Consider the following 20,935-nt stretch of genomic DNA (forward strand, 5'->3'; position numbering starts at 1 on the left):
CGCCATGTACGAGTTGTCCCGGGTCCGCCTCTACTCCATCGGGCCTGCCGGTGCGCGCTACGCCGACACCGTCCTCGACCTGCGCGGTGTCGGTGAGCCCGTACCCAACCCCGCGCCGGCCCAGGCCGAGTTCTTCGAGGACGAGCCGGTCGGCCCGCCGCGCCGCCCGGCCCCCGCGGGTGTGCTCTTCCTGGAGAACGGCGGTGGCAAGTCCGTCCTGCTCAAGCTGATCTTCTCGGTGATGCTGCCCGGCCACCGCAACACCCTGGGCGGCGCCAGCTCCGGCGTCCTGCGCAAGTTCCTGCTCGCCGACGACTGCGGCCATGTCGCCCTGGAGTGGCAGCACACCCTCACCGGCGAATGCGTCGTCGTCGGCAAGGTCAGCGAATGGCGCGGCCACCAGGTCTCCAACGACCCGCGCAGGTTCGCCGAGGCCTGGTACTCCTTCCGCCCCGGTCCCGGACTCAGCCTGGACAACCTCCCGGTCGCCGAGGCCACCTCCGTGGGCCGCCCCGTCGAAGGAGCCTCCGGCGCCCAGGGCAGGCGCCGCACCATGAAGGGCTTCCGCGACGCACTGATGGACGCGGGCAAGTTCTACCAGCACCTCGACGTGCACTGGGAAGAGATCCACGACCGCTGGAACGAACACCTCGGGGACCTCGGACTCGACCCCGAACTCTTCCGCTACCAGCGCGAGATGAACGCCGACGAGGGCGAGGCCGCCGGTCTCTTCGCGGTCAAGAAGGACTCCGACTTCACCGACCTGCTGCTCCGCGCCGTCACCGACACCCGTGACACCGACGGCCTCGCCGACCTCGTCAGCGGCTTCGGCAACAAGCTGGGCCGCCGCGCCGAACTCACCGCCGAACGCGACTTCACCGCAGGCTCCGTCGATCTGCTGGGCAGGATCGTCGAGGCCACCGCGACCCGCTCCCGCGTCCGCGACATCCACGCGGGCGCCGAACGCCGCACCCGTACGCTCGCCCGTCGCCTCGCCGCCCGCGCGGCCGAGGAACGCGGCCGCACGGGCGAGCTGGCCCAGCAGGTCACCGCCGCCGCCCACACCGTCACCGAAGCCGAGGCGACCCGCAGCCGCCGCGCCCTGATCGCGGCCGAACTGGCCTACCGGCACGCGTCGCTGGCCCTGACCGTGGCCGAGAAGAGCGCCGCGGCCCAGCGGCGCGAACTCGGCGAGGCCAGGACCCTGCACTCCGCCTGGCAGGCCGCCGAAGCGGTCCTGCGGCACCGCGCCGCCGCCGACCGGTCGGCCAGGGTCGCCGTCGCCATCCGCGAGGCCGAACGCGACGCCGCCCCCGCGCTCGCCGCCCGTGCCACGGCCGCCGCCGACCTCGTACGCGCCCTGCACACCGCCGCCGAGAACGGCGAACGCGTGGCCAACGAGGAGGAGGAGCGCTCCGACACCCTCCAGGCCACCGGCGAGCGGGCCCACCGCGACGCCACGAGCGCGGCCACCGAGGCCCAGCGCGCCCGCAGCGAGGCCGGGCACCTGCGCCAGCGCCTGGCCGAGGTCGAGCAGGAGACCACCGAAGCGGTCCGGGCGGGCTGGCTCGACGACACCGCGCCCGACGCCGACCCGGCCCGCGCGGCCCTCGCCGCGAGCGACGCCGAGCAGGTGGCCGTCGCGTCCTGGGACACCGCCAGGGACGCCGCGAGAGCGGCGGCCGACCACGCCAGGGAGGCGGCGGCCGAGGAGAGCCGCACCGACCTCGCCGCGGCACGCGCCGCCGACGCGGCGAAGGCCGCGGAACAGTCGTACGAGGACGAGCTCGGGGCCGCCGAGTCGATCGCCGCCGACCACCGCCTCACGGACCTGCTGGGTCTGCCCTCCGCCTCCGGCGTACCGCACCCCCGCCGCGGCGCCCACGCCCCGGGCACCGATCCGGACCCGGAGCTGGCCACGGCCTCGGGCGAGCCCCGCGGCACCGCGCACCGGGACACCACCGGGACCCTTCAGGACGACGGCCGGTCCACCGCGACCGGCCCCGACCGCCAGGGAGCGGTCGCCGTCACCGAACAGTCCTCGACAGCACAACGGCCCCTGAGCGCCGAGGAGTTCGACCGCAGCGCCGACGAGCTGCGGGACCTCCTCGACCAGGGCATCGCCACCGCCGAGCGCAGGCTCTTCGACCTGCGCACCGCCGCCGCCGACGACGCGCGGATCCTCGGCGCGCTCGGCGACGGCGGTCTGCTGCCGCCGGGACCCGACGTCCTGGCCACCGTCGAATACCTCGGTGAGCACGGCATCCCCGCCCTGCCCGGCTGGCGCTACCTCGCCCAGGCCGTCGACCCGGCCGACCACGCCGCGGTGCTCGCCGCCCGTCCCGAACTCGTCGACGGCGTCGTGATCACCGATCCCGACTCGCACGCCCGCGCCCGCGAAGTGCTCGGCGCCGCCGCCCTGCTGCCCCGATCGGCCGTCGCCGTCGGTACCGCCGCCGCGCTCCTCGCACCCGTCCCGGCCCCCGGCACCGGGCCGGACGCGCACACGGACGGTGTCTTCCTGGTCCCGCCGAACCCGGCCATGCACGACGAGCACGCCGCGGACGAGGAGCGGCAGGCACTCAGGAGCCGGGCCGCCGCCCGCGACGAGGACATCCGGACCCTCGCGACCCGGCTCACCGGCGACCGCTCGCTCGCCGCCCGTATCGGCTCCTGGCGTGCCGACTGCCCGCCCGGCATGCTCGCCGAGCTGGCAGCCACGGCCGCCACGGCCCGTACCGTCGCCGAAGCGGCCGAAGCCGCACTCGCCGAGGCCCGTACGGTCCGCGCCGAGGCCGACGAGGCGGCCGCCGACACCACCCGCGTCCGCGACGAACGCCAGGAGGCCGCCCAGCGCGCCCGACGCGCGGCCGACGCGCTCGCCGGGCTCGCCTTCCGCCTCCGCGAGCGCGCCGGATGGCAGGCGCGCCTGCGCGAACTGATCGACGAGGCCGCCGAATCCGAAGCCCGCGCCACCGTCTGTCTGGACCGGGCCCGCGCCGCCGACGAGGACCGCCGGGCCGCCCAGCGCGCCGGGGACGACGCCCGCCGCACCGCCCGTGCCCTGCGCGCCGAACGCGCCGAGATCGCCGGTGCCCCGGAAGTGCTCCCGGAGCCCGACGCGGACAGGGTCCGCGTCGCCCTGCCCACCCTGCGCGAGGCATACCGGGCCGCGTCCCAGCTCTACGAGAAGGTGGGCGTCGGCGCCGACCTGCGCGCCGAACAGGCCCGTGCGGAGAGTGACGAGAGCGCCGCGCTCGCGGAGCTGGACCGCCTCACCAACAAGGTCCGCACCCGTGCCGCCCAGCTCCTCGAAGGAACCGACGGCGCCGACGGCCCCTCCCGGCAGGCGGCCGCGTCCCGTGCCGAGTCGCTCGTCCAGCTCCTGGAAACCCGCGCCTCCACCGCCAGCGAACACCTGGGCCGGTTGCGCGGCGAAGCGGAACGGCTCGCACCGCAGGACGACGAAGCACGCCACACCGAACTGCCCGACGAACTGGTACCGGCCGACGCCGAACAGGCCCAGAGCCTCCTGCGTACGGCCACGGCCGAACGGGCCTCCGCCACCGCGGCCCTGGATGCCGCCCGCGCCTTCCACGCCGAACTGCTGCACGCCCACCGCACCGCCGAGGACTCCGCGGGCGGCTTCGACGAGACCGCCGCGCTCCTGCGCGACCTGCTCAGGGACCACGGCGCGGACGGCGACGCGGAGAGCGCCGACACGTATCCCGGCAGCCTCGACGAGGCCCGGCAGTCCGCCACCGAGGCCCGCCGCGCCCTGCGCGGCTGCGCCACCGACCTCTCGGCGGCCGAGAGCGCCGTACGGGAAGCGAGCGACGTCCTCGTACGGCACGCCAACTCCACCCGCTACGAACAGGTGCGCACCCCCGCGCGCCAGCAGATCCGTGAGCTGCCGGCCGCCGCGCTGCCCGACCACGCGGAGAAGTGGGCCACCGCCTTCGCCCCCCGGCTGCGCGTCCTCACCGACGAAATGGTGCAGCTGGAGCGCAACCGCGACTCCATCGTCGACCGGCTCCGCGGCCTCGTGGAATCCGCCCTCACCACCCTCCGCTCGGCACAGCGGCTCTCCCAGCTCCCCGAAGGACTGGGGGAGTGGTCGGGCCAGGAGTTCCTCCGGATCCGATTCGAGGAGCCCGACCAGGCCACGCTCACCGAACGCCTCGGCGAAGTCGTCGACGAGGCCACGCACGCCGCGCTCAAGAAGAACTCCGACCTGCGCCGCGACGGCATGTCCCTGCTCCTGCGCGGCGTTCAGGCGGCGCTCGAACCCAAGGGCATCGCGGTGGAGATCCTCAAGCCGGACGCGGTGCTCCGCGCCGAGCGGGTCCCGGTGGGACAGATGGGTGACGTGTTCTCCGGCGGCCAGCTGCTCACCGCCGCCATCGCCCTCTACTGCACGATGGCGGCACTGCGCAGCAACGACCGCGGACGCGACCGTCACCAGCACCGGCACGCCGGGACGCTCTTCCTCGACAACCCCATCGGCCGCGCCAACGCGACCTATCTGCTGGAGCTCCAGCGTGCGGTGTCGGACGCGCTGGGTGTCCAGCTGCTCTACACGACCGGACTGTTCGACACGACGGCGCTCGCCGAGTTCCCGCTGGTCATCCGGCTGCGCAATGACGCGGACCTGAGGGCGGGCCTGAAGTACATCAGCGTGGAGGAGCACCTGCGGCCCGGACTGCCTCAGCAGCACCCGGACGGCGAGGCGATCCACGGCGAGATCACGGCGACCCGCATGTTCAAGCGGAGCACGACGGCACCTGAAGCGGCGGGTGTCGAGCGCCCGGAGCCGGCCACCGGCTGACACGGAGCGCCCGGAGCCGCCTTACGAGCCGGACAGAGGCGTGGGGCCGGTCTCAGACCTGCGGGTCCACGCGCGGGTCCACGGGAGATCAGTCGGACCTGGGGCCTGTCCGGAGCCTCGCGGCCCCGGGAGCCTCTCAGCCGCAGGGAGTTTCTCAGCCCCGGGATTCTCTCAGCCCCGGGGCTCCCTGGCCACGGGCCTCCCGAGTCACGGACTCCCGGGCCAGGGTCTCTCAGGCCCGGGACAGGTCGCCGGAGTTCTCCCGGCGGCGTCGTATCCCTGTGCCGTCCCGCTCCGCGGCTCGCGCCGCCCGTCGCGCCCGGCGGCGCTCGCGGCGCATCCGCCGCGCCGTGCTGCTGGGCACGGACACCACACCATTGCGCTGATTCCACACCTGACGCGTCACCCACACATCCAGCACGGACCACGTCGCCACCACGGTGCCGGCCACTCCGCCGACCACCATCGGGAAGGCGAGCCAGGAACCCGTCAGGGTGCAGAGAAAGGCCACCATGGCCTGGATGAGCGTGAGCGACATGATCAGCACGGCACGCACGGCTGATGTCCGTACCGCATCAGGCATCCGTCTCTTCGACGCCGGCTCCTCCACCCACAACTGCCGAGGAATCCGAGCCCCCTGTGGGGCCTCAACCGTCGCGGCGACGGCCGGCCTTCCGGTCTTCCGGCGCTCGTCCGTGTTCAAGGACCTTCAACTCCCCACCACTGTCCGACTTCAGGGTGGCTGCCCGGCTTGCACCCGTTCTACGCGGACGGATCGAGTCCGTTGTGCCGCGCAGGCCCCGCAGTGCCATCTACCCCCATACGGAGGGACGAACGAACAGCCCTGAAGATTCCCGAGGAAAGCCCCCGAGGAGGCCGGATCGTCACGGAGCGAAGAATTCCAGCCAACTGCCACGTGCGGGTATACGGCGCTCTGTCACGCATCCTCTGTCGCTTTCGCGAATTTCATCTCAGGGAATACCGGGACAACTCACGATCAATTCGCCTGAGGGCGGCTGAAAAATCATCCGGACGTGCCTTCGAGTTGCCTGTGTGTCAGTAGTAGGCTCGCGCCGTTTATTGACGCAGGACCGACGGTCGTCGACGCAAGGCCGACCGGCGGACGCCGGCGCACGAGCGGCGGACGTCGAAGCAGGACCGACGGAACACCACCCCCGCGGTGCGGGGTCTATCTGGGGGAGGCCATGCGCTTTCGCGGGAAGTCCATCCGCAGGAAGATCGTGGCGTTGCTCCTGGTGCCGCTCGTATCCCTCACGGGCCTCTGGGTCTTCGCTACCTTCCTCACCGGCCGTCAGGCCGACGACCTGATGAGCGCGAGCGCCATCGTGGAGAAGGTCGGCCACCCCCTGGAGCAAACCGTCCGCGCGGTGCAGGGAGAACGCCGCCAGACCCTCGCCTTCCTCGCCGACCCCCGCGCCTCCGACGCCCTGCCCCTGCTGCGTCGCCAGCGCGCCGCCACCGACAGGGTCGTGGCGGAGGTCAGGGACAGCGCACAGCAGGAAGACATCCGCGACGCGCTGCGCCCCGCGGCCGAGACCCAGCTCGACTCGATCCTGAGCGCCGTCGACGGCCTCGACGCCCTTCGCGACTCGGTCGAGAGACGCACCATCAGCCGTACTCAGGCACTGGACTTCTACAACGGCCTCGTCGATCCCTGCTACCGCTTCCTGAACGGCCTCCACACCATGGAGAACGTGTCGATGGACAAGCAGGTCCGCGCCCTGGTCGGCATCTCCCGGGCCCGTGAAATGCTCTCCCGCGAGGACGCGCTGATCGGCTCCGGACTGATCGCGGGCCGCCTCAACGCCCCGGACCTGCGCGCGATATCCGACCTCGTCGCCAACCGGAAGCTCCTGTACGAGATCAACCTGGAGCTCCTGCCCGAGGCGGAACGCCGACGCGTCGAGCAGTACTGGGGCAGCCCCGACACCGAACCGCTGCGCACGGCGGAGAGCACGCTGATCGACGCCGGTCCGGCGAAGGAGCCGGGCACCGTCGACGCCGAACGGTGGCAGGAGGTGGCCACGCCCGTACTGGACCGGCTGGCCAACGACTCCACCGAGATGACCAACCGCTTCCAGGACCGCGCCGAACCGGCCGCCTACCGGGTCCTCATCCAGGCCGGTGTCGCGGGTGTCCTCGGATTCCTCGCCCTGCTCGTCTCGATCTTCGTCTCCGTCCGCATCGGCCGTGAGCTGGTCCGCGACCTGTCCCGGCTGCGCAAGGACGCCCATGAGGTGTCCGGGGTGCGGCTGCCGAGCGTGATGCGCCGGCTCGCGGCCGGGGAACAGGTCGACGTCGAGACCGAGGCACCTCACCTCCAGTACGAGCGGGACGAGATCGGCCAGGTCGGCCAGGCCCTCAACACCCTCCAGCGGGCCGCCGTCGAGGCCGCGGTCAAGCAGGCGGACATGCGCCGCGGGGTCTCCGACGTGTTCGTCAACCTCGCCCGCCGCAACCAGGTGCTCCTGCACCGTCAGCTGACGCTCCTGGACGCCATGGAACGCCGCACCGAGAACAGCGACGAGCTGGCCGACCTGTTCCGCCTCGACCACCTCACCACCCGCATGCGGCGTCACGCCGAAGGTCTCGTGATCCTCTCCGGGGCCGCCCCGTCCCGGCAGTGGCGCAAGCCGATCCAGCTGATGGACGTGGTCCGGGCCGCGGTCGCCGAGGTGGAGGACTACGAGCGCATCGAGGTCCGGCGGCTGCCGCGGATCGGCGTCGGCGGCCCGGCCGTCGCCGACCTCACCCACCTGATCGCCGAACTCCTGGAGAACGCCACCGTGTTCTCCCCGCCGCACACCGCGGTCCAGGTGCACGGCGAACGCGTCTCCAACGGCTTCACCCTCGAAATCCACGACCGCGGTCTCGGTATGGCCCCGGACGTGCTGCTGGACGCCAACCTGAGGCTCGCCGAGACCCCCGACTTCGAACTCTCCGACACCGACCGGCTCGGCCTCTTCGTGGTCAGCCGCCTCGCCCAGCGGCAGAACGTCCGGGTCTCCCTCCAGAAGTCGCCGTACGGAGGAACGACCGCGGTCGTGTTCATCCCGGCGGCGCTGCTGACCGACGCCCCCGACACCCACGGCACCGGTTTCCGCCTCGACCGCCGGGCCGAGCGGGCGATCATCGGCGGCCGCCCGGCGGACGGCGCGCCGGGCAGCGACAAGGCCAGGAGGGACGGCCTGCCGGAGACCGAGGACCGCACGGCGGGCGGCGCCGGCAGAGTCCCGTCCCTGTCGCCGGTCCCCACCGGTCTCACCGGCCCGGCCGTCCTCGACGGCCCCATCGAACTCGAAGGCCCCGTCGGACCGCTGGACTTCGCGAACGGCCCGCTCGACCGGTCCCTCGACCCGGCGCTCGGCCCCGTACTCGACGGCGTCCTCGACCTGGAGGACACCGAGAGCGAACGCGGCGGCATCTTCCGGGCCAGGGACCTGCGCCGTGACGGCGACCGCGAGCACCAGCAGGCCCACGACCACGGCGGCGCGACGGCGGACGTCCGCCCCATGCGGCCGGCCGGCCCGGTGCCGCTGCCCCGCCGCAAGCCGCCGACGCTCGTCACCGACCGGGGGCGCCGGGTGGACGACGCGGGCCGCGCACAGCCCCCGGCCGAGGAGTCCGGGACATCGTCCCGTGGACGGTCCCGCACGACGACGGGCCCGGTCGCGCACACCGGCACCCCCCGCGCACCGGAGGGCCCGTACGCTCCCAAGGCGGCGGAGGCCCCCTACGAGCTCCGGATCCCCGGGGAACCGCCGGCCCCGGACACCGTGGGCGGTCTGCCGAAACGGGTCCGGCAGGCGAGTCTCGCCCCCCAGCTCCGTGGTGATTCCGCCGACCGGTCTCCCCACCAGGACCCCGTGGACAGCGCCGACGACATCGAGCGCGACGCGGACGAAGTACGCGACCGTATGGCTTCGCTCCAACGAGGCTGGCAGCGCGGCCGTCGGCAGAACGCCGAGGACGTGACCGGCCCCGGCGATACAGCACCAGGAACCACTCCGGGAGGGGACGGTCGATGACCGCACCGAACGCCGCAGCACACAACTCCGAACGTCAGGGGTCCGGCGAACTCAACTGGCTGCTCGACGAACTCGTGCAGCGTGTCGCCAGTATCCGCAAGGCACTCGTGCTCTCCAGTGACGGTCTCGCCACCGGCACCTCGCAGGACCTGACCAGGGAGGACAGCGAGCATCTGGCCGCGGTCGCCTCCGGTTTCCACAGCCTCGCCAAGGGCGTGGGGCGGCACTTCGACGCCGGCCGGGTACGCCAGACCGTCGTCGAACTCGACGAGGCGTTCCTCTTCGTCACCGCAGCCGGTGACGGCAGCTGTCTCGCCGTCCTCGCCGATGCCGACTCCGACGTGGGCCAGGTGGCGTACGAGATGACGCTGATGGTCAAACGCGTGGGGGTCCATCTGGCCAACGCCCCACGGACGACCGGTCTGTCCGCCGGAGGGTGAGTGGATGGCATGAGCGCTGACTCCTCCCGCGGCACCGTCCCCGGAACTCCGGACGCCCCCAGTGGCCCCTCGTCCTCACGTTGGTACGACGCGGACGCGGGACCCGTGGTCCGTCCGTACGCGATGACCCGGGGGCGTACCAGCAGCGCGTCCCGCCACCGACTCGACCTGATCGCGGTCGTCGTCCCCGAACCCGCGGCCGACGACCCCGGCCGGGACCAGACGCTCTCCCCGGAACACGTGGAGATCGTCGAACTGTGCAGTGACATGCCCCAGTCGATCGCCGAGCTCTCCGCCGGCCTGGACCTCCCGGTAGGGGTGGTACGGGTGCTGGTGGGCGATCTCGTCGAGGACGAGCTGGTGCACGTAACCCGTCCCGTTCCGCCGGCCGAGCTGCCGGACGTGAACATTCTTCGCGAGGTGATCAATGGCCTTCGGGCGCTCTAGCCGCAAAAGGCGGCCCGTTGAGCCCGTTACCCTGAAAATCCTGGTGGCGGGCGGCTTCGGAGTGGGCAAGACGACGTTGGTGGGTGCGGTCAGCGAGATCAGACCGCTGCGTACGGAGGAGACACTCAGCGAGGCGGGCCGTCCCGTGGACGACCTGGAGGGTGTCGAGGGCAAGACCACCACCACGGTGGCCATGGACTTCGGACGGATCACGCTCCGCGAGGACCTGGTGCTGTACCTCTTCGGCACGCCGGGCCAGGACCGCTTCTGGTTCCTCTGGGACGAACTGGCCCAGGGATCCCTGGGCGCGGTCGTCCTCGCGGACACCCGGAGACTGGAGGACTGCTTCGCGGCGGTCGACTACTTCGAGCGCCGGGCGATCCCGTTCACCGTGGCGGTCAACGTTTTCGAGGGAGCGGACCGGTTTCCCGCCGAGACGGTACAGGCGGCGCTCGACCTCGACCCCGGGGTGCCGGTCCTCGTGTGCGACGCACGCGACCGGTCCTCCGTACGCGATGTGCTCGTCACGGTGGTCGAGAACGCCCTGGCCCGCGCCGACCGGCCCAGGGAACCCGCCACCACCTGACACCCGGACAGCACGCGGCCCGTACCCCCCGCCCGATCGGCAGGGGGTACGGGCCGCGTGTCGTCGGGCCGCAGGAACCGGGCGGCAGGAACCGGGCGGCAGGTGCCGGCGGGAGGCCGTGGGGTCCTCCCCGTGAGCCCGCCGCCGCTCAGCGGTTGTCGGCGAGCCACTTCCGCGCGGTCTCCGCCAGTTCGTGGTCACGGCCCGCCAGCATCATGCGGATCATCTGCGCATCGCCGCGCAGCGACCACGCCGGATGCCCGAACGTGGCCGGATTGTTCTTCTCGATGAAGAAGTGCGCCGGCCAGGCCGTGCCGTACCCGATCAGGGGCAGAGCCGCCGCATACCGCCTCCGGCCCCGGGCCAGCCCGTAGGCGGCGATCGTGAGACCGGTCAGCGTGCCGGTCAGATGCACCCAGCGGGTCGCGGCCCGGGAGTGCATCGCCACGTAGTAGGGCCAGAACTCCTCGTACGAATCGAACGTCTGCTGTGACATACGGGCACCGTAATGGTTGGCGCGGCAACCGGATACGGCAGTTCCGCGTCCGAGAAGAAGAACGGGCGGCCGGAGCCCACGGGGGTGGTCCCGGTCGCCCGTTCCGCTCGCGCGTCGGCGGGTCGCGATCAGTGCCCCGCGACGGCCCGCCGGGTCACCGGGAAGTCGAAGTACGTGTCCGGGAACCGCTCCGGCCGGTAGGTGTAGTGCCACCACTCCTCGGCCAGATTCACGAAGCCGAGGCCCGTGAGCGTCTTCTTCAGGAACTGCCGGTTGGCACGCGGCGCCCCCTGGATCCGCGGGTCATCGGTGTGCGACAACGTGTCGAAACAGTCGTAACCCGTCCCCATGTCAACAGAATTGTCGGGGAAGCGTTCGCCCTTCGGCGCGTAGCAGGGCGTGAGCGCCTCGCCCGGCCGGTACGGCCTGGTCGGCAGCGCCGGCAGCCTGACCACGGTCAGGTCGACCGTACTGCCCCGGCTGTGGCCGGACTTCTCCGCGATGTAACCGTCCTCGAACAGCCGGGACTTGTCGACGCGCGGGTAGAACTCGGTCTTCATGGCCTGGTCGCCGAGGTCCTTCGCCCAGTGCACGAAGTGGTCCACCGCCCGCTGCGGCCGGTAGCAGTCGTACACCTTCAGCGAATACCCCTGGCGCAGCAACCGCTGCTGCGCCGCGTGCAGCGCCCGCGCGGCCGGCCGGGTCAGGATGCAGACCGGCTGCCGATATCCGGCCACGGGTTCGCCCAGGAAGGTGTGTGCGGTCGTGTAGCGCATCTCCTGGATGATCGTGGGATCCACGGAACGCAGCGCGACGAACTCGCCGGGGGCCCTCGGTTCGGGTTCGGCGTGGGCCACCGGGGCGACCGCGGTCACGGCGAGCAGGGCGGCGGCGGCCACCAGGGCGCGGAGAACGGTTCGCATTCTTGTCATGCGCACATCGTTTACCAGCTCCGGGGCCCGCACGAAAGAGTGATCGGATACAGTCCGCCCGTGTCTGCGCCCAGGAACAGGCCGGTCGAGCCCGTACAGCCCGTCCCGTCCGTACAGCCCGCCCCGCCGGTACAGTCCGTCCCGCATCGGAAGAACTCGCACTGCGGCAGTTGCGGAGCCCCGTACTCCGCCCTGCGGTCCGCCGATGCGTGGCCCCGCACCTGCACCCGGTGCGGCACCACGGCCTACCGCAACCCGTTGCCCGTGGCCGTGGCGCTGCTTCCCGTCAGCGACCGGCACGGCACCGGACTCGTCGTCATCACCCGCACCATCGAACCGCGGCGGGGCGGCGTCGCACTCCCCGGCGGCTTCATCGACCACGCCGAGGACTGGCGCCACGCGGTCGTACGGGAACTCCGCGAGGAGACCGGCATCGAGGCCGCCGAACAGGACGTCCGCCTCGCGGACGCCCTCAGCGACCCGGAAGGCCACCTCCTCGTCTTCGGACTGCTCCCGCGACGCCCCGGCGCGGAGCTGCCGCCGTCCGTGCCCACCGACGAGACATCCGGCTACGGCATCCTGCGCGGCCCGCGGAAGCTGGCCTTCCCCCTGCACACCGAGGCGGTACGCGCCTGGTTCGCGGGCCGCTACACCTGACCCGAAGCCTGGATCCCCCGTACCCGCACAGGACAGGTCACCCCGCTCTCCCCGCCGTCCCGCTCGACCACCACGCGCCCGTCCGCCAGCCGCGACGTGTACCGCTCGACCTCCGCCGGCTCCCACCCGTCACCCGTGTCCCGCACGACCAGGCCACCCCCGCTGAGCCCCGGCGGCGGAGCCCACACCTCCAGCTCCGTCCCGCCGTCCGCACCGCGCACCGGAATCACCGCACCGGCCCGCGCCAGTACCGGAGTCCGGGAAAGCGGCGCGTCCACCAGGATCTGCCCCGGTCCCTCGTACGCCATCCCGGTCGCCGTGTCGTACCACCGCCCGCGCGGCAGCCGCACCGCCCGCCGCTCCACCCCCGCCTCCAACACCGGCGCCACCAGCAACGCGTCACCCAGCAAGAACGCGTCCTCGCACTCCCGCAGCGCCCGGTCCCCGGGCGCGCCCCACCACAGCGGCCGCACATACGGGGCCCCCGTGAGCCGGGCCAGCTGTGACAGCGTCACGAAATACGGATGCAGCCGCTCCCGTTCCGCCAGCGCCGCCCTCGTGTGCTCCAGCACCTCGGGCCCGAACTCCCACGGCTCCCTGCGCCCCGCGTCGATCGCCGCATGCGTACGGAACAACGGCAGATACGCGCCCAGCTGGAACCACCGCAGATACAGCTCGGGCGAAGGAGACCCGTCGAACCCGCCCACATCCGGCCCGGAGTACGGCACCCCGCACAGACCGAGACCCATCACCAGGGCGAGCGATGCCCGCAGCCCCGGCCACCCCGTCGCCACATCACCGGACCAGGTGCCTCCGTACCGCTGCATCCCGGCCCACCCGGACCGCGAGAACAGGAACGGCCGCTCGTCCGGCCGCAGCCGGCGCAGCCCCTCGTACCCGGCACGCGCCATCGCGAGCCCGTACACATTGTGGGCTTCGCGGTGATCGCCGCCACGGCCCTCCAGACAGTGCCTGGCCGAGCGCGGCAGCGTCGGGTCCCCGAAGGCGGCGAAGGACACCGGCTCGTTCATGTCGTGCCACACGCCGGAGAACCCCTGGGCCAGCCGCTCCTCGTACAGAGACCCCCACCAATCCCGCACAAGTGGATCAGTAAAGTCCGGATATCCGCAGGCCCCCGGCCACACTTCCCCGATCACCACCCGCCCCTGGGCGTCCCGGACGAACGCACCGCCCTCCCCGACCGCCGCACCGCTGTCGAACACCGGCACCCCGGGCTCCGCCTTCACGGCGGGATCCACGATCGACACCAGCCGGACCCCGTCCGCGCGCAACTCCTCGGCCAGTCCGGGCAGATCGGGAAACCGCCGACGGTCGACCGTGAACACCTGGTGCGCGTCGTAGTGATCGATGTCCAGATGGAGTACGGACAGGGGGAGCCCACGCTCCCGGTACCCGGCCACGACCCGCCGCACCTCCCGCTCGCTGCCGAACCCCCAGCGGGCGTGCTGCGGCCCCAGCGCCCACGACGGCGGCAGCGCCGGCGCACCTGTCAGAGCCGTCCAGCCCTGCAACACCCGGGCCGGTGTACCGGCGACCACCCAGCAGCGCAGCGGCCCCCCGTCCATCCGCACCTCACAGGTCCCCGGCCGGTCGTGCCCGGAACCCGCCCCCACCTCACCCTCCTGGAGCGTCACCCGCCCGGCCCAGGAATTGTCGTGGAAGGCCAGGTGGGTCCCCGCGTCGGAGACCACCACCTGCACCGGCATCGTCAGATACAACGGATCATCACCGGGGCCGAAGTGCCCGCCGGGGTCGGTGTTCCACAGCCCGTACACACCGTCGCGCAGCCGCGGCCCCGACGCCCGCCCGCCGAGCCCGAAGAACCGCGCGTCCGCCGGAACCTCGGACCGCTGCACCCACCGCGCCGGGCCCCCGCCCACCGGCTCCCACCACCGCGGCGGCAACTCCCGCCGCAGCACCACACCGCCCGGCGTCCGCAGCTCCACCGCCCCGTTCCGCGACACCGCCACCGTCAGCCGTTCGGACACGACCTGCCAGCCACCGTCCTTGTCCGGTTCCAGCTCCGCCCGTGGGTCCGGCTCGGGCGCCGGACCCGGCAGGGCGTACGACGGCAGTGGCTCGGCACCGTCCCAGGCCCAGAACACCGCACCGCCCACCGCCACCCGGATGCGCAGCTCCGAACGGGCAAACCGCACCACGCCCCCGCCCGGCTCCGGTTCGGCCCCCACGACCGGCCCCGGCACCCTGGCCCGCTCCGCGCCCCGCGCCGGCAGCGTCCGCGCGTCCGAACGCCGACGCCGCCAGGCCGAGCGCACCGTGCGCAGCCCCCGCACCGAACCGAGCAATTTCACCGAGCGCACCAGGTCACGACCGTCCATGCGGATCACCCTGCCACCCGGTCACCCCGAAGCACGTTCCGTTCAACTTCCGTTCACCCGTGGCCGGAGCACATGGCCCGAGCACATAGCCGGAGTACATGGCCGCAGTACATGGCCCGAGCCCATAGCCGGAGGGCAGGGCCGGAGCACATAGCCGGACAGGCGGCCATGGGCGGGCAACCCTGGTGCGCGGGACGATCACATGGCATCGTCCGTAGCAGCCGCTCACGCGCACACCCCAGCACGTGCGCGCCGACACGCCCACCCCGCGTACCCGTACAGCCAGGGAGCCGACCCATGACCTCAGCCGCGAACGAAGCCCCCCTCTGGCAGCCAGGCCCCGACCGCATCGCGGCCGCCGCCGTCACCCGTTTCCAGAGCTGGGCCGCCGAACGCTACGGAGCCCCGGCCGAGGGCGGCTACGCGGCACTGCACCGCTGGTCCGTCGACGAACTCGACACCTTCTGGAAGGCCGTCGCCGGCTGGTTCGACGTACGCTTCTCCACCCCGTACGACAGCGTCATCGGCGACCGCACCATGCCCGGCGCCACCTGGTTCCCCGGCGCCACCCTCAACTACGCCGAGCACGCGCTGCGCACCGCCGAGGACGCCTCCCGCGCCGACGCCCCGGCGCTCCTGTACGTGGACGAGACCCACACCCAGATCCCGGTCAGCTGGTCCGAGATCCGCCGCCAGGTCGGCTCGCTCGCCGCCGAACTCCGCGCCCTCGGCGTCACCCCGGGCGACCGGGTCAGCGGCTACCTCCCCAACATCCCCCAGGCGGTCATCGCCTTCCTCGCCACCGCGGCCGTCGGCGGCGTCTGGACGTCCTGCGCCCCCGACTTCGGCGCCCGCAGCGTCCTCGACCGCTTCCAGCAGGTCGAGCCCGTCGTCCTGTTCACCGTCGACGGCTACCGCTACGGCGGCAAGGAACACGACCGGACCGCGACCGTCGCCGAACTGCGCGACGAACTCCCCACCCTGCGCGCCGTCGTCCACATCCCGCTGCTCGGCACCGCCGCCCCCGAAGGCGCCCTGGCATGGTCCGCCCTCACCGCCGCGGACACCGAACCGGTCTTCGAGCAGGTCCCCTTCGACCACCCGCTCTGGGTCCTCTACTCCTCCGGCACCACCGGCCTGCCCAAGGCCATCGTCCAGTCCCAGGGCGGCATTCTGCTCGAACACTTCAAGCAGCTCGGCCTGCACTGCGACCTCGGACCCGAGGACCGCTTCTTCTGGTACACCTCCACCGGCTGGATGATGTGGAACTTCCTCGTCTCCGGCCTGCTCACCGGCACCACCGTCGTGCTGTACGACGGCAGCCCCGGCTATCCCGACGTCAGCGCGCAGTGGCGCGTCGCCGAACAGACCGGAGCCACCCTCTTCGGGACCTCCGCCGCCTATGTCATGGCCTGCCGCAAGGCCGGCATCCACCCCGGCCGGGACTACGACCTCTCCCGCGTCCAGTGCGTGGCCACCACCGGCTCCCCGCTCCCGCCCGACGGGTTCCGCTGGCTGCACGACGAAGTGGCCGACGACCTGTGGATCGCCTCGGTCAGCGGTGGCACCGACGTCTGCAGCTGCTTCGCCGGAGCGGTCCCCACCCTCCCCGTGCACATCGGTGAGCTCCAGGCGCCCTGTCTGGGCACGGACCTCCAGGCCTGGGACCCGGCGGGCAAGCCGCTCATCGGCGAGGTCGGCGAACTCGTCGTCGCCAAGCCCATGCCCTCCATGCCGGTCCACTTCTGGAACGACCCCGACGGCAGTCGGTACCACGACAGTTACTTCGACATGTACCCCGGCGTCTGGCGACACGGGGACTGGATCACCCTCACCGACCGGGGCTCGGTGATCATCCACGGCCGCTCCGACTCCACCCTCAACCGCCAGGGCGTACGGATGGGATCAGCCGACATCTACGAAGCCGTCGAGCGGCTCCCCGAGATCCGCGAGTCCCTCGTCATCGGCCTCGAAGAGCCCGACGGCGGTTACTGGATGCCGCTCTTCGTCCACCTCGCCGACGGCGCCACCCTCGACGACGCCCTGCGCGACAGCATCAAGCGGACGATCCGCGAGAACCTCTCCCCGCGCCACGTACCGGACGAGGTCATCGAGGTCCCCGGCATCCCGCACACCCTCACCGGCAAGCGCATCGAGGTTCCGGTCAAGCGGCTGCTGCAAGGGACGGACCTGGCCAAGGCGGTCAACCCGGGCTCCGTGGACAACCTCGAACTCCTCCAGTTCTACGCGGACCTGGCGCGCACCCGCCGCTGAAGGCCTCTTGTCGGACCCCGCGGTTACGCTGAGTGAGCAACGATGCACAGCGCACAGGGGGACACATGGCGCACACGAAGTACGGCACATCCATGCGACGCACGCTGCGCCGCGAAGCACCCAGCACCATCGGCCTCCTGGTCGACGAGCAGGACTTCGCGGCCATGCGGCGCTACCGCACCTTCACGTTCGACGACCACTCGGTCTACCTCAGGCAGGTGGAGGGCCTGCTCAAGACCTTCGCGGCACAGGGCATGCACACCACTGTGGCCCTCTTCGACCCCGAGGACTACACGGAATTCTGTACGGAGTCCGGCCTCGACCCCGATGCCCGGACCAGCCGCAGCCGCTTCACCGCCGAGGTCGCGGCGACGGGCGCGACCGTGCGCTACAGCGGACAGCCCATCGACGACCTCATCCCTCTCCTGGTCTCCCGAGCGGTCCGCCGGGCCACCTGGGAGTACGCCACGCTCGTCCTGGCCGACCTCGGCGAATGCGCCGACTGCGGCCAGGACATCGGCCGCGCCGCCTTCGACCGGGCCTCGCACCTGCTGATGCGGCTGCTGGACACCGCGGGGCCGGGCACACACCACCTCGTCTGCAGCACCCCCACGGAAAGCGAGCAGCTGCTCGCCGTCCTCCACACCGAACGGGACCCCCAGGACCCGGCCCGACTCGAAACCTCGGAGGGAGCGGAGTTCGCCACCGTGCTCGCGGTGGCCGTCGCCCTGGAAACGCGTGGGGGAGTAGTGCTGCGTACGAGCACCCCCGGCGCCCCGGACCGGGTCCACGGCTGGCGGCTGAGCCGCGGCGGCCTCGTCCCGCTCAGCGCGGGCGAGGTCTTCACCGCCTACTGCACCGACGCGGACACCGGTGAGCCGGTCTCGCCGGAACCCGATGTGGACTACTGCACGGGCTTCGACATCGGCGCCGACGAACCGGACCCGCACCACTGACAGACCGGACCTGCACCACTGGCAGAGGGGAACGGCCAGAGAGGAACGGCCAGAGAGGAACGGAAAGAGGGGCTTCCCGCCGACCGGACGGAAAGCCCCTCCACCGCACGGTCCTACCGGACCGCTCGGACCTACTCGCCCGACAGCACCGCCTGAGCGGCGACCCGCGCCTCTTCGGCCGAGTCCGCCGCACGCGCCGCGGAAGCCGCACGCTCGCACTGGGCGAGCGAGTACTTCGCCAGCGTGGCGCGCACATAAGGAATGGACGCCGCACCCATCGAGAGGGAGGTGACACCCAGACCGGTCAGCACACACGCGAGCAGCGGATCGGCGGCAGCCTCACCACAGACACCACAGCTCTTGCCCTCGGCCCGCGCGGCATCGGCGGACAGCGCGACAAGATCCAGCAGCGCCGGCTGCCACGGGTCCTGGAGCCGGGACACCGCGCCCACCTGACGGTCGGCGGCGAAGGTGTACTGCGCGAGGTCATTGGTGCCCAGCGACAGGAACTCCACCTCCTGCAGGATCGAGCGCGCCCGCAGAGCGGCGGACGGAATCTCCACCATCGCGCCGAACTTCGCCCGCAGCCCCGCCTCACGGCACGCGTCCGCGAACGCCTTGGCGTCGATACGGTCGGCGACCATCGGAGCCATGACTTCCAGGTACACCGGCAGCCCCTCGGCCGCCTTCGCCAGCGCGGTCAGCTGAGTACGCAGCACGTCGGGGTGGTCCAGCAGGCTGCGCAGCCCGCGGACACCGAGCGCCGGGTTCGGCTCATCGGCGGGAGTGAGGAAGTCCAGCGGCTTGTCGGCGCCGGCGTCCAGCACCCGCACGACCACGCGCCCCTCGGGGAACGCCTCAAGGACCGCACGGTAGGCGGCCACCTGCTTCTCCTCGGACGGCGCGTGCTTGCTGTCGTCCAGGAAGAGGAACTCCGTGCGGAACAGGCCGACGCCCTCCGCCCCGGCCTCCACCGCGGCCGGCACATCGGCGGGACCGCCGACATTGGCGAGCAGCGGCACCTTGTGCCCGTCGGAGGTGGCACCCGGACCGCTCGAAGCGGCCAGAGCCGCCTTGCGCGCGGCGGCGGCGCTCTCCATCTCGGCACGCTTCTCAGCGGTCGGGTCGACGAAGATCTCGCCGGTGCTGCCGTCCACCGCGATCACCGTGCCCTCGGCCAGCTCACCGGCACCGGGCAGGGCCACCACGGCCGGAACGCCGAGCGCCCGCGCCAGAATCGCACTGTGGCTGGTGGGCCCGCCCTCCTCGGTGACGAAGCCGAGCACCAGGGTCGGGTCCAGCAGAGCGGTGTCGGCGGGAGCCAGGTCGCGAGCGATCAGCACGTACGGCTCATCGCTGTCCGGGACACCGGGCATCGGCACACCGAGCAGCCGGGCCACGATCCGGTTCCGTACGTCGTCGAGGTCGGCCACCCGCCCCGCCAGGTACTCCCCAGCATTGGCGAGGAGGGCCCGGTACGCGGCGAACGCGTCGTACACGGCGCGCTCCGCGGTGCTGCCGACGGCGATACGCCGATCGGCATCAGCCATCAGCTCGGGGTCCTGCGCCATCATGGCCTGGGCCTCAAGCACGTGCTGAGCCTCGCCACCGGCCAGATTGCCACGGGCAATCAGGTCGGCCGCCACCGCTTCCACGGCCTGCCGGGCGCGCCCCTGTTCGCGCTCGGCCTCCTCGGCGGGAATCTGTTTGGCGGGCGGCTCCAGGACCGCCGTACCCATATGCCGAACCTCGCCGATCGCCACACCGTGGCTCACGCCGACGCCTCGCAGCGTTGTCTCCATTTCACCCGTCTCCGATTGTGCGATGGCCGTGCCACCGCGGTGGATGTCCAACTGGCTGTTACCGCGAAGCAGGTGTCACTGCCAGCCGAACAGCGTGTCGCCGACCTTCACGTCGCCGTCCTCGCGGACGTCGGAGAGGGAGTCGGCCGTGGCCTCAAGTGCCACGATCGGGCAGATGGGTGACTTGCCGGCCGCTTCGACGCCGGACGGGTCCCAGCGAACGATGCCCTGGCCACGCGTCACGGTGTCGCCCTTGTTCACGAGGAGCTCGAAACCCTCGCCATTGAGCTGGACGGTGTCGATCCCGAGGTGCGTGAGGACACCGTGTCCCTGGTCGTCGACGACGACGAACGCATGGGGGTGGAGGGAGACGACGATGCCGTCGACCGGGGACACGGCCTCGGACGGCTCGCGCACGGGGTCGATGGCGGTTCCGGGACCCACCATCGCGCCGGAGAAGACCGGGTCGGGAACCGCGGTGAGTCCGATGGCGCGTCCGGCAAGAGGGGACGTCACGTTGGTCATGGGGAGCCTCCCAGGGGGTGGAGATTCAAGGTGTCGCCGCCGCGGCTGATGGGGGACGGCGTACTGCTCAGCAGCGTAAGTCATATGAAGTCCCGGTTCCGCCCGAGACCTACCGGTTGACGGACCTAGGGGGGCACCAGAAACGATTTGCCTCGACTACCCGCGGCCTGTACTGTCGTACTTCTGCCTGACCCCAACGCGACATTGAGTCGGGGGTCGGCGGCGACTATTTAGCCCAGACTCTAACCCCGGTTGGCGCTCCTGCATGTCTGCAGGAGGTTGGTCAAGGGAACGGAAAAGGACTGATAGAGTCGGACTCGCCGGAAAGGGAAACGCGAAAGCGAAGAACTGGAAAGCGAAAACTGCTTGACCCGCTTCGGCCGGGAATCGGACACGAAAGAGTCTGATAGAGTCGGAAACGCAAGAACACGAAGGGAAGCGCCCGGAGGGCCCCGGTGAAACGGGACCGAAGGAAGCGTCCGTTCCTTGAGAACTCAACAGCGTGCCAAAAGTCAACGCCAGATATGTTGATACCCCGGCCTGCTTCGGCAGGTTGGTGGTTCCTTTGAAAGTCCTACCGGGC

The 20,935-nt window shown here is 71.8% G+C and carries 14 protein-coding genes; 8 read left to right on the top strand and 6 right to left on the bottom strand.

Translation table 11 applies throughout. The annotated features are described in order from the left end of the window. The first annotated feature begins 4 nt into the window (after positions 1 to 4). Entirely contained in the window at positions 5 to 4,828 is a 4,824-nt protein-coding gene (locus tag OG413_RS25660) for a hypothetical protein (protein ID WP_266809113.1), read from the top strand. Between the two features lie 232 nt (positions 4,829 to 5,060). Here OG413_RS25660 and OG413_RS25665 read toward each other — a convergent pair whose 3' ends face one another. Then, positions 5,061 to 5,411, bottom strand: a complete 351-nt coding sequence (locus tag OG413_RS25665; RefSeq protein ID WP_323137893.1) for a hypothetical protein — start codon at positions 5,409 to 5,411, stop codon at positions 5,061 to 5,063. Positions 5,412 to 6,033: 622 nt separating this feature from the next. On the opposite strand from OG413_RS25665, the gene OG413_RS25670 reads away from it, so the two are divergent. From OG413_RS25670 to OG413_RS25685, 4 genes are read left to right on the top strand one after another with little or no spacing between them, the layout of a single operon-like run. Beyond that, on the top strand, positions 6,034 to 8,877 hold the full coding sequence (locus tag OG413_RS25670; RefSeq protein ID WP_266809115.1) for a nitrate- and nitrite sensing domain-containing protein: 2,844 nt from the start codon (positions 6,034 to 6,036) through the stop codon (positions 8,875 to 8,877). Beyond that, the gene (locus OG413_RS25675; protein WP_266809117.1) at positions 8,874 to 9,317 is read left to right on the top strand and encodes a roadblock/LC7 domain-containing protein; all 444 of its coding nucleotides are present in this window, start codon (positions 8,874 to 8,876) and stop codon (positions 9,315 to 9,317) included. Before OG413_RS25670 ends, OG413_RS25675 begins: the two co-directional genes overlap by 4 nt. 9 nt (positions 9,318 to 9,326) lie before the next feature. Further along, entirely contained in the window at positions 9,327 to 9,764 is a 438-nt protein-coding gene (locus OG413_RS25680; protein ID WP_266809118.1) for a DUF742 domain-containing protein, read from the top strand. After that, complete coding sequence (locus OG413_RS25685; RefSeq protein ID WP_266809120.1) at positions 9,745 to 10,350, top strand: ATP/GTP-binding protein; 606 nt, start codon at positions 9,745 to 9,747, stop codon at positions 10,348 to 10,350. The genes OG413_RS25680 and OG413_RS25685 overlap by 20 nt, the downstream gene beginning before the upstream one ends. Positions 10,351 to 10,498: 148 nt before the next feature. On the opposite strand, the gene OG413_RS25690 is transcribed toward OG413_RS25685, so the two are convergent. Together OG413_RS25690 and OG413_RS25695 are read right to left on the bottom strand one after the other, a co-directional pair. Continuing rightward, the gene (locus OG413_RS25690) at positions 10,499 to 10,846 is read right to left on the bottom strand and encodes a DUF962 domain-containing protein (RefSeq protein WP_266809122.1); all 348 of its coding nucleotides are present in this window, start codon (positions 10,844 to 10,846) and stop codon (positions 10,499 to 10,501) included. A 128-nt stretch (positions 10,847 to 10,974) separates the two neighbouring features. After that, entirely contained in the window at positions 10,975 to 11,778 is an 804-nt protein-coding gene (locus tag OG413_RS25695; protein WP_266809124.1) for a M15 family metallopeptidase, read from the bottom strand. Positions 11,779 to 11,970: 192 nt separating this feature from the next. Here OG413_RS25695 and OG413_RS25700 point away from each other — a divergent pair, with 192 nt between their 5' ends. After that, a complete protein-coding gene (locus OG413_RS25700; RefSeq protein WP_266810361.1) occupies positions 11,971 to 12,435 on the top strand; it encodes an NUDIX domain-containing protein in 465 nt (154 codons plus the stop codon). Here OG413_RS25700 and OG413_RS25705 read toward each other — a convergent pair. Beyond that, complete coding sequence (locus OG413_RS25705) at positions 12,426 to 14,795, bottom strand: glycoside hydrolase family 31 protein (RefSeq protein ID WP_266809126.1); 2,370 nt, start codon at positions 14,793 to 14,795, stop codon at positions 12,426 to 12,428. The genes OG413_RS25700 and OG413_RS25705 overlap by 10 nt on opposite strands. A gap of 297 nt (positions 14,796 to 15,092) precedes the next feature. On the opposite strand from OG413_RS25705, the gene OG413_RS25710 reads away from it, so the two are divergent. Both OG413_RS25710 and OG413_RS25715 read left to right on the top strand, forming a co-directional pair. Continuing rightward, entirely contained in the window at positions 15,093 to 17,069 is a 1,977-nt protein-coding gene (locus OG413_RS25710) for an acetoacetate--CoA ligase (RefSeq protein WP_266809127.1), read from the top strand. Between the two features lie 65 nt (positions 17,070 to 17,134). After that, entirely contained in the window at positions 17,135 to 18,025 is an 891-nt protein-coding gene (locus OG413_RS25715) for a hypothetical protein (protein WP_266809129.1), read from the top strand. Between the two features lie 131 nt (positions 18,026 to 18,156). On the opposite strand, the gene ptsP is transcribed toward OG413_RS25715, so the two are convergent. Both ptsP and OG413_RS25725 read right to left on the bottom strand, forming a co-directional pair. Beyond that, positions 18,157 to 19,827, bottom strand: coding sequence for a phosphoenolpyruvate--protein phosphotransferase (gene ptsP, locus OG413_RS25720; protein ID WP_266809131.1), 1,671 nt, complete (start codon positions 19,825 to 19,827; stop codon positions 18,157 to 18,159). A gap of 75 nt (positions 19,828 to 19,902) precedes the next feature. Continuing rightward, positions 19,903 to 20,352 (bottom strand): PTS glucose transporter subunit IIA, encoded by a 450-nt coding sequence (locus tag OG413_RS25725; protein WP_266809133.1) that lies wholly within the window; start codon positions 20,350 to 20,352, stop codon positions 19,903 to 19,905. Positions 20,353 to 20,935 lie beyond the last annotated feature (583 nt).

The sequence above is a fragment of the Streptomyces sp. NBC_01433 genome, from assembly GCF_026340105.1.
Lineage (GTDB): Bacteria > Actinomycetota > Actinomycetes > Streptomycetales > Streptomycetaceae > Streptomyces.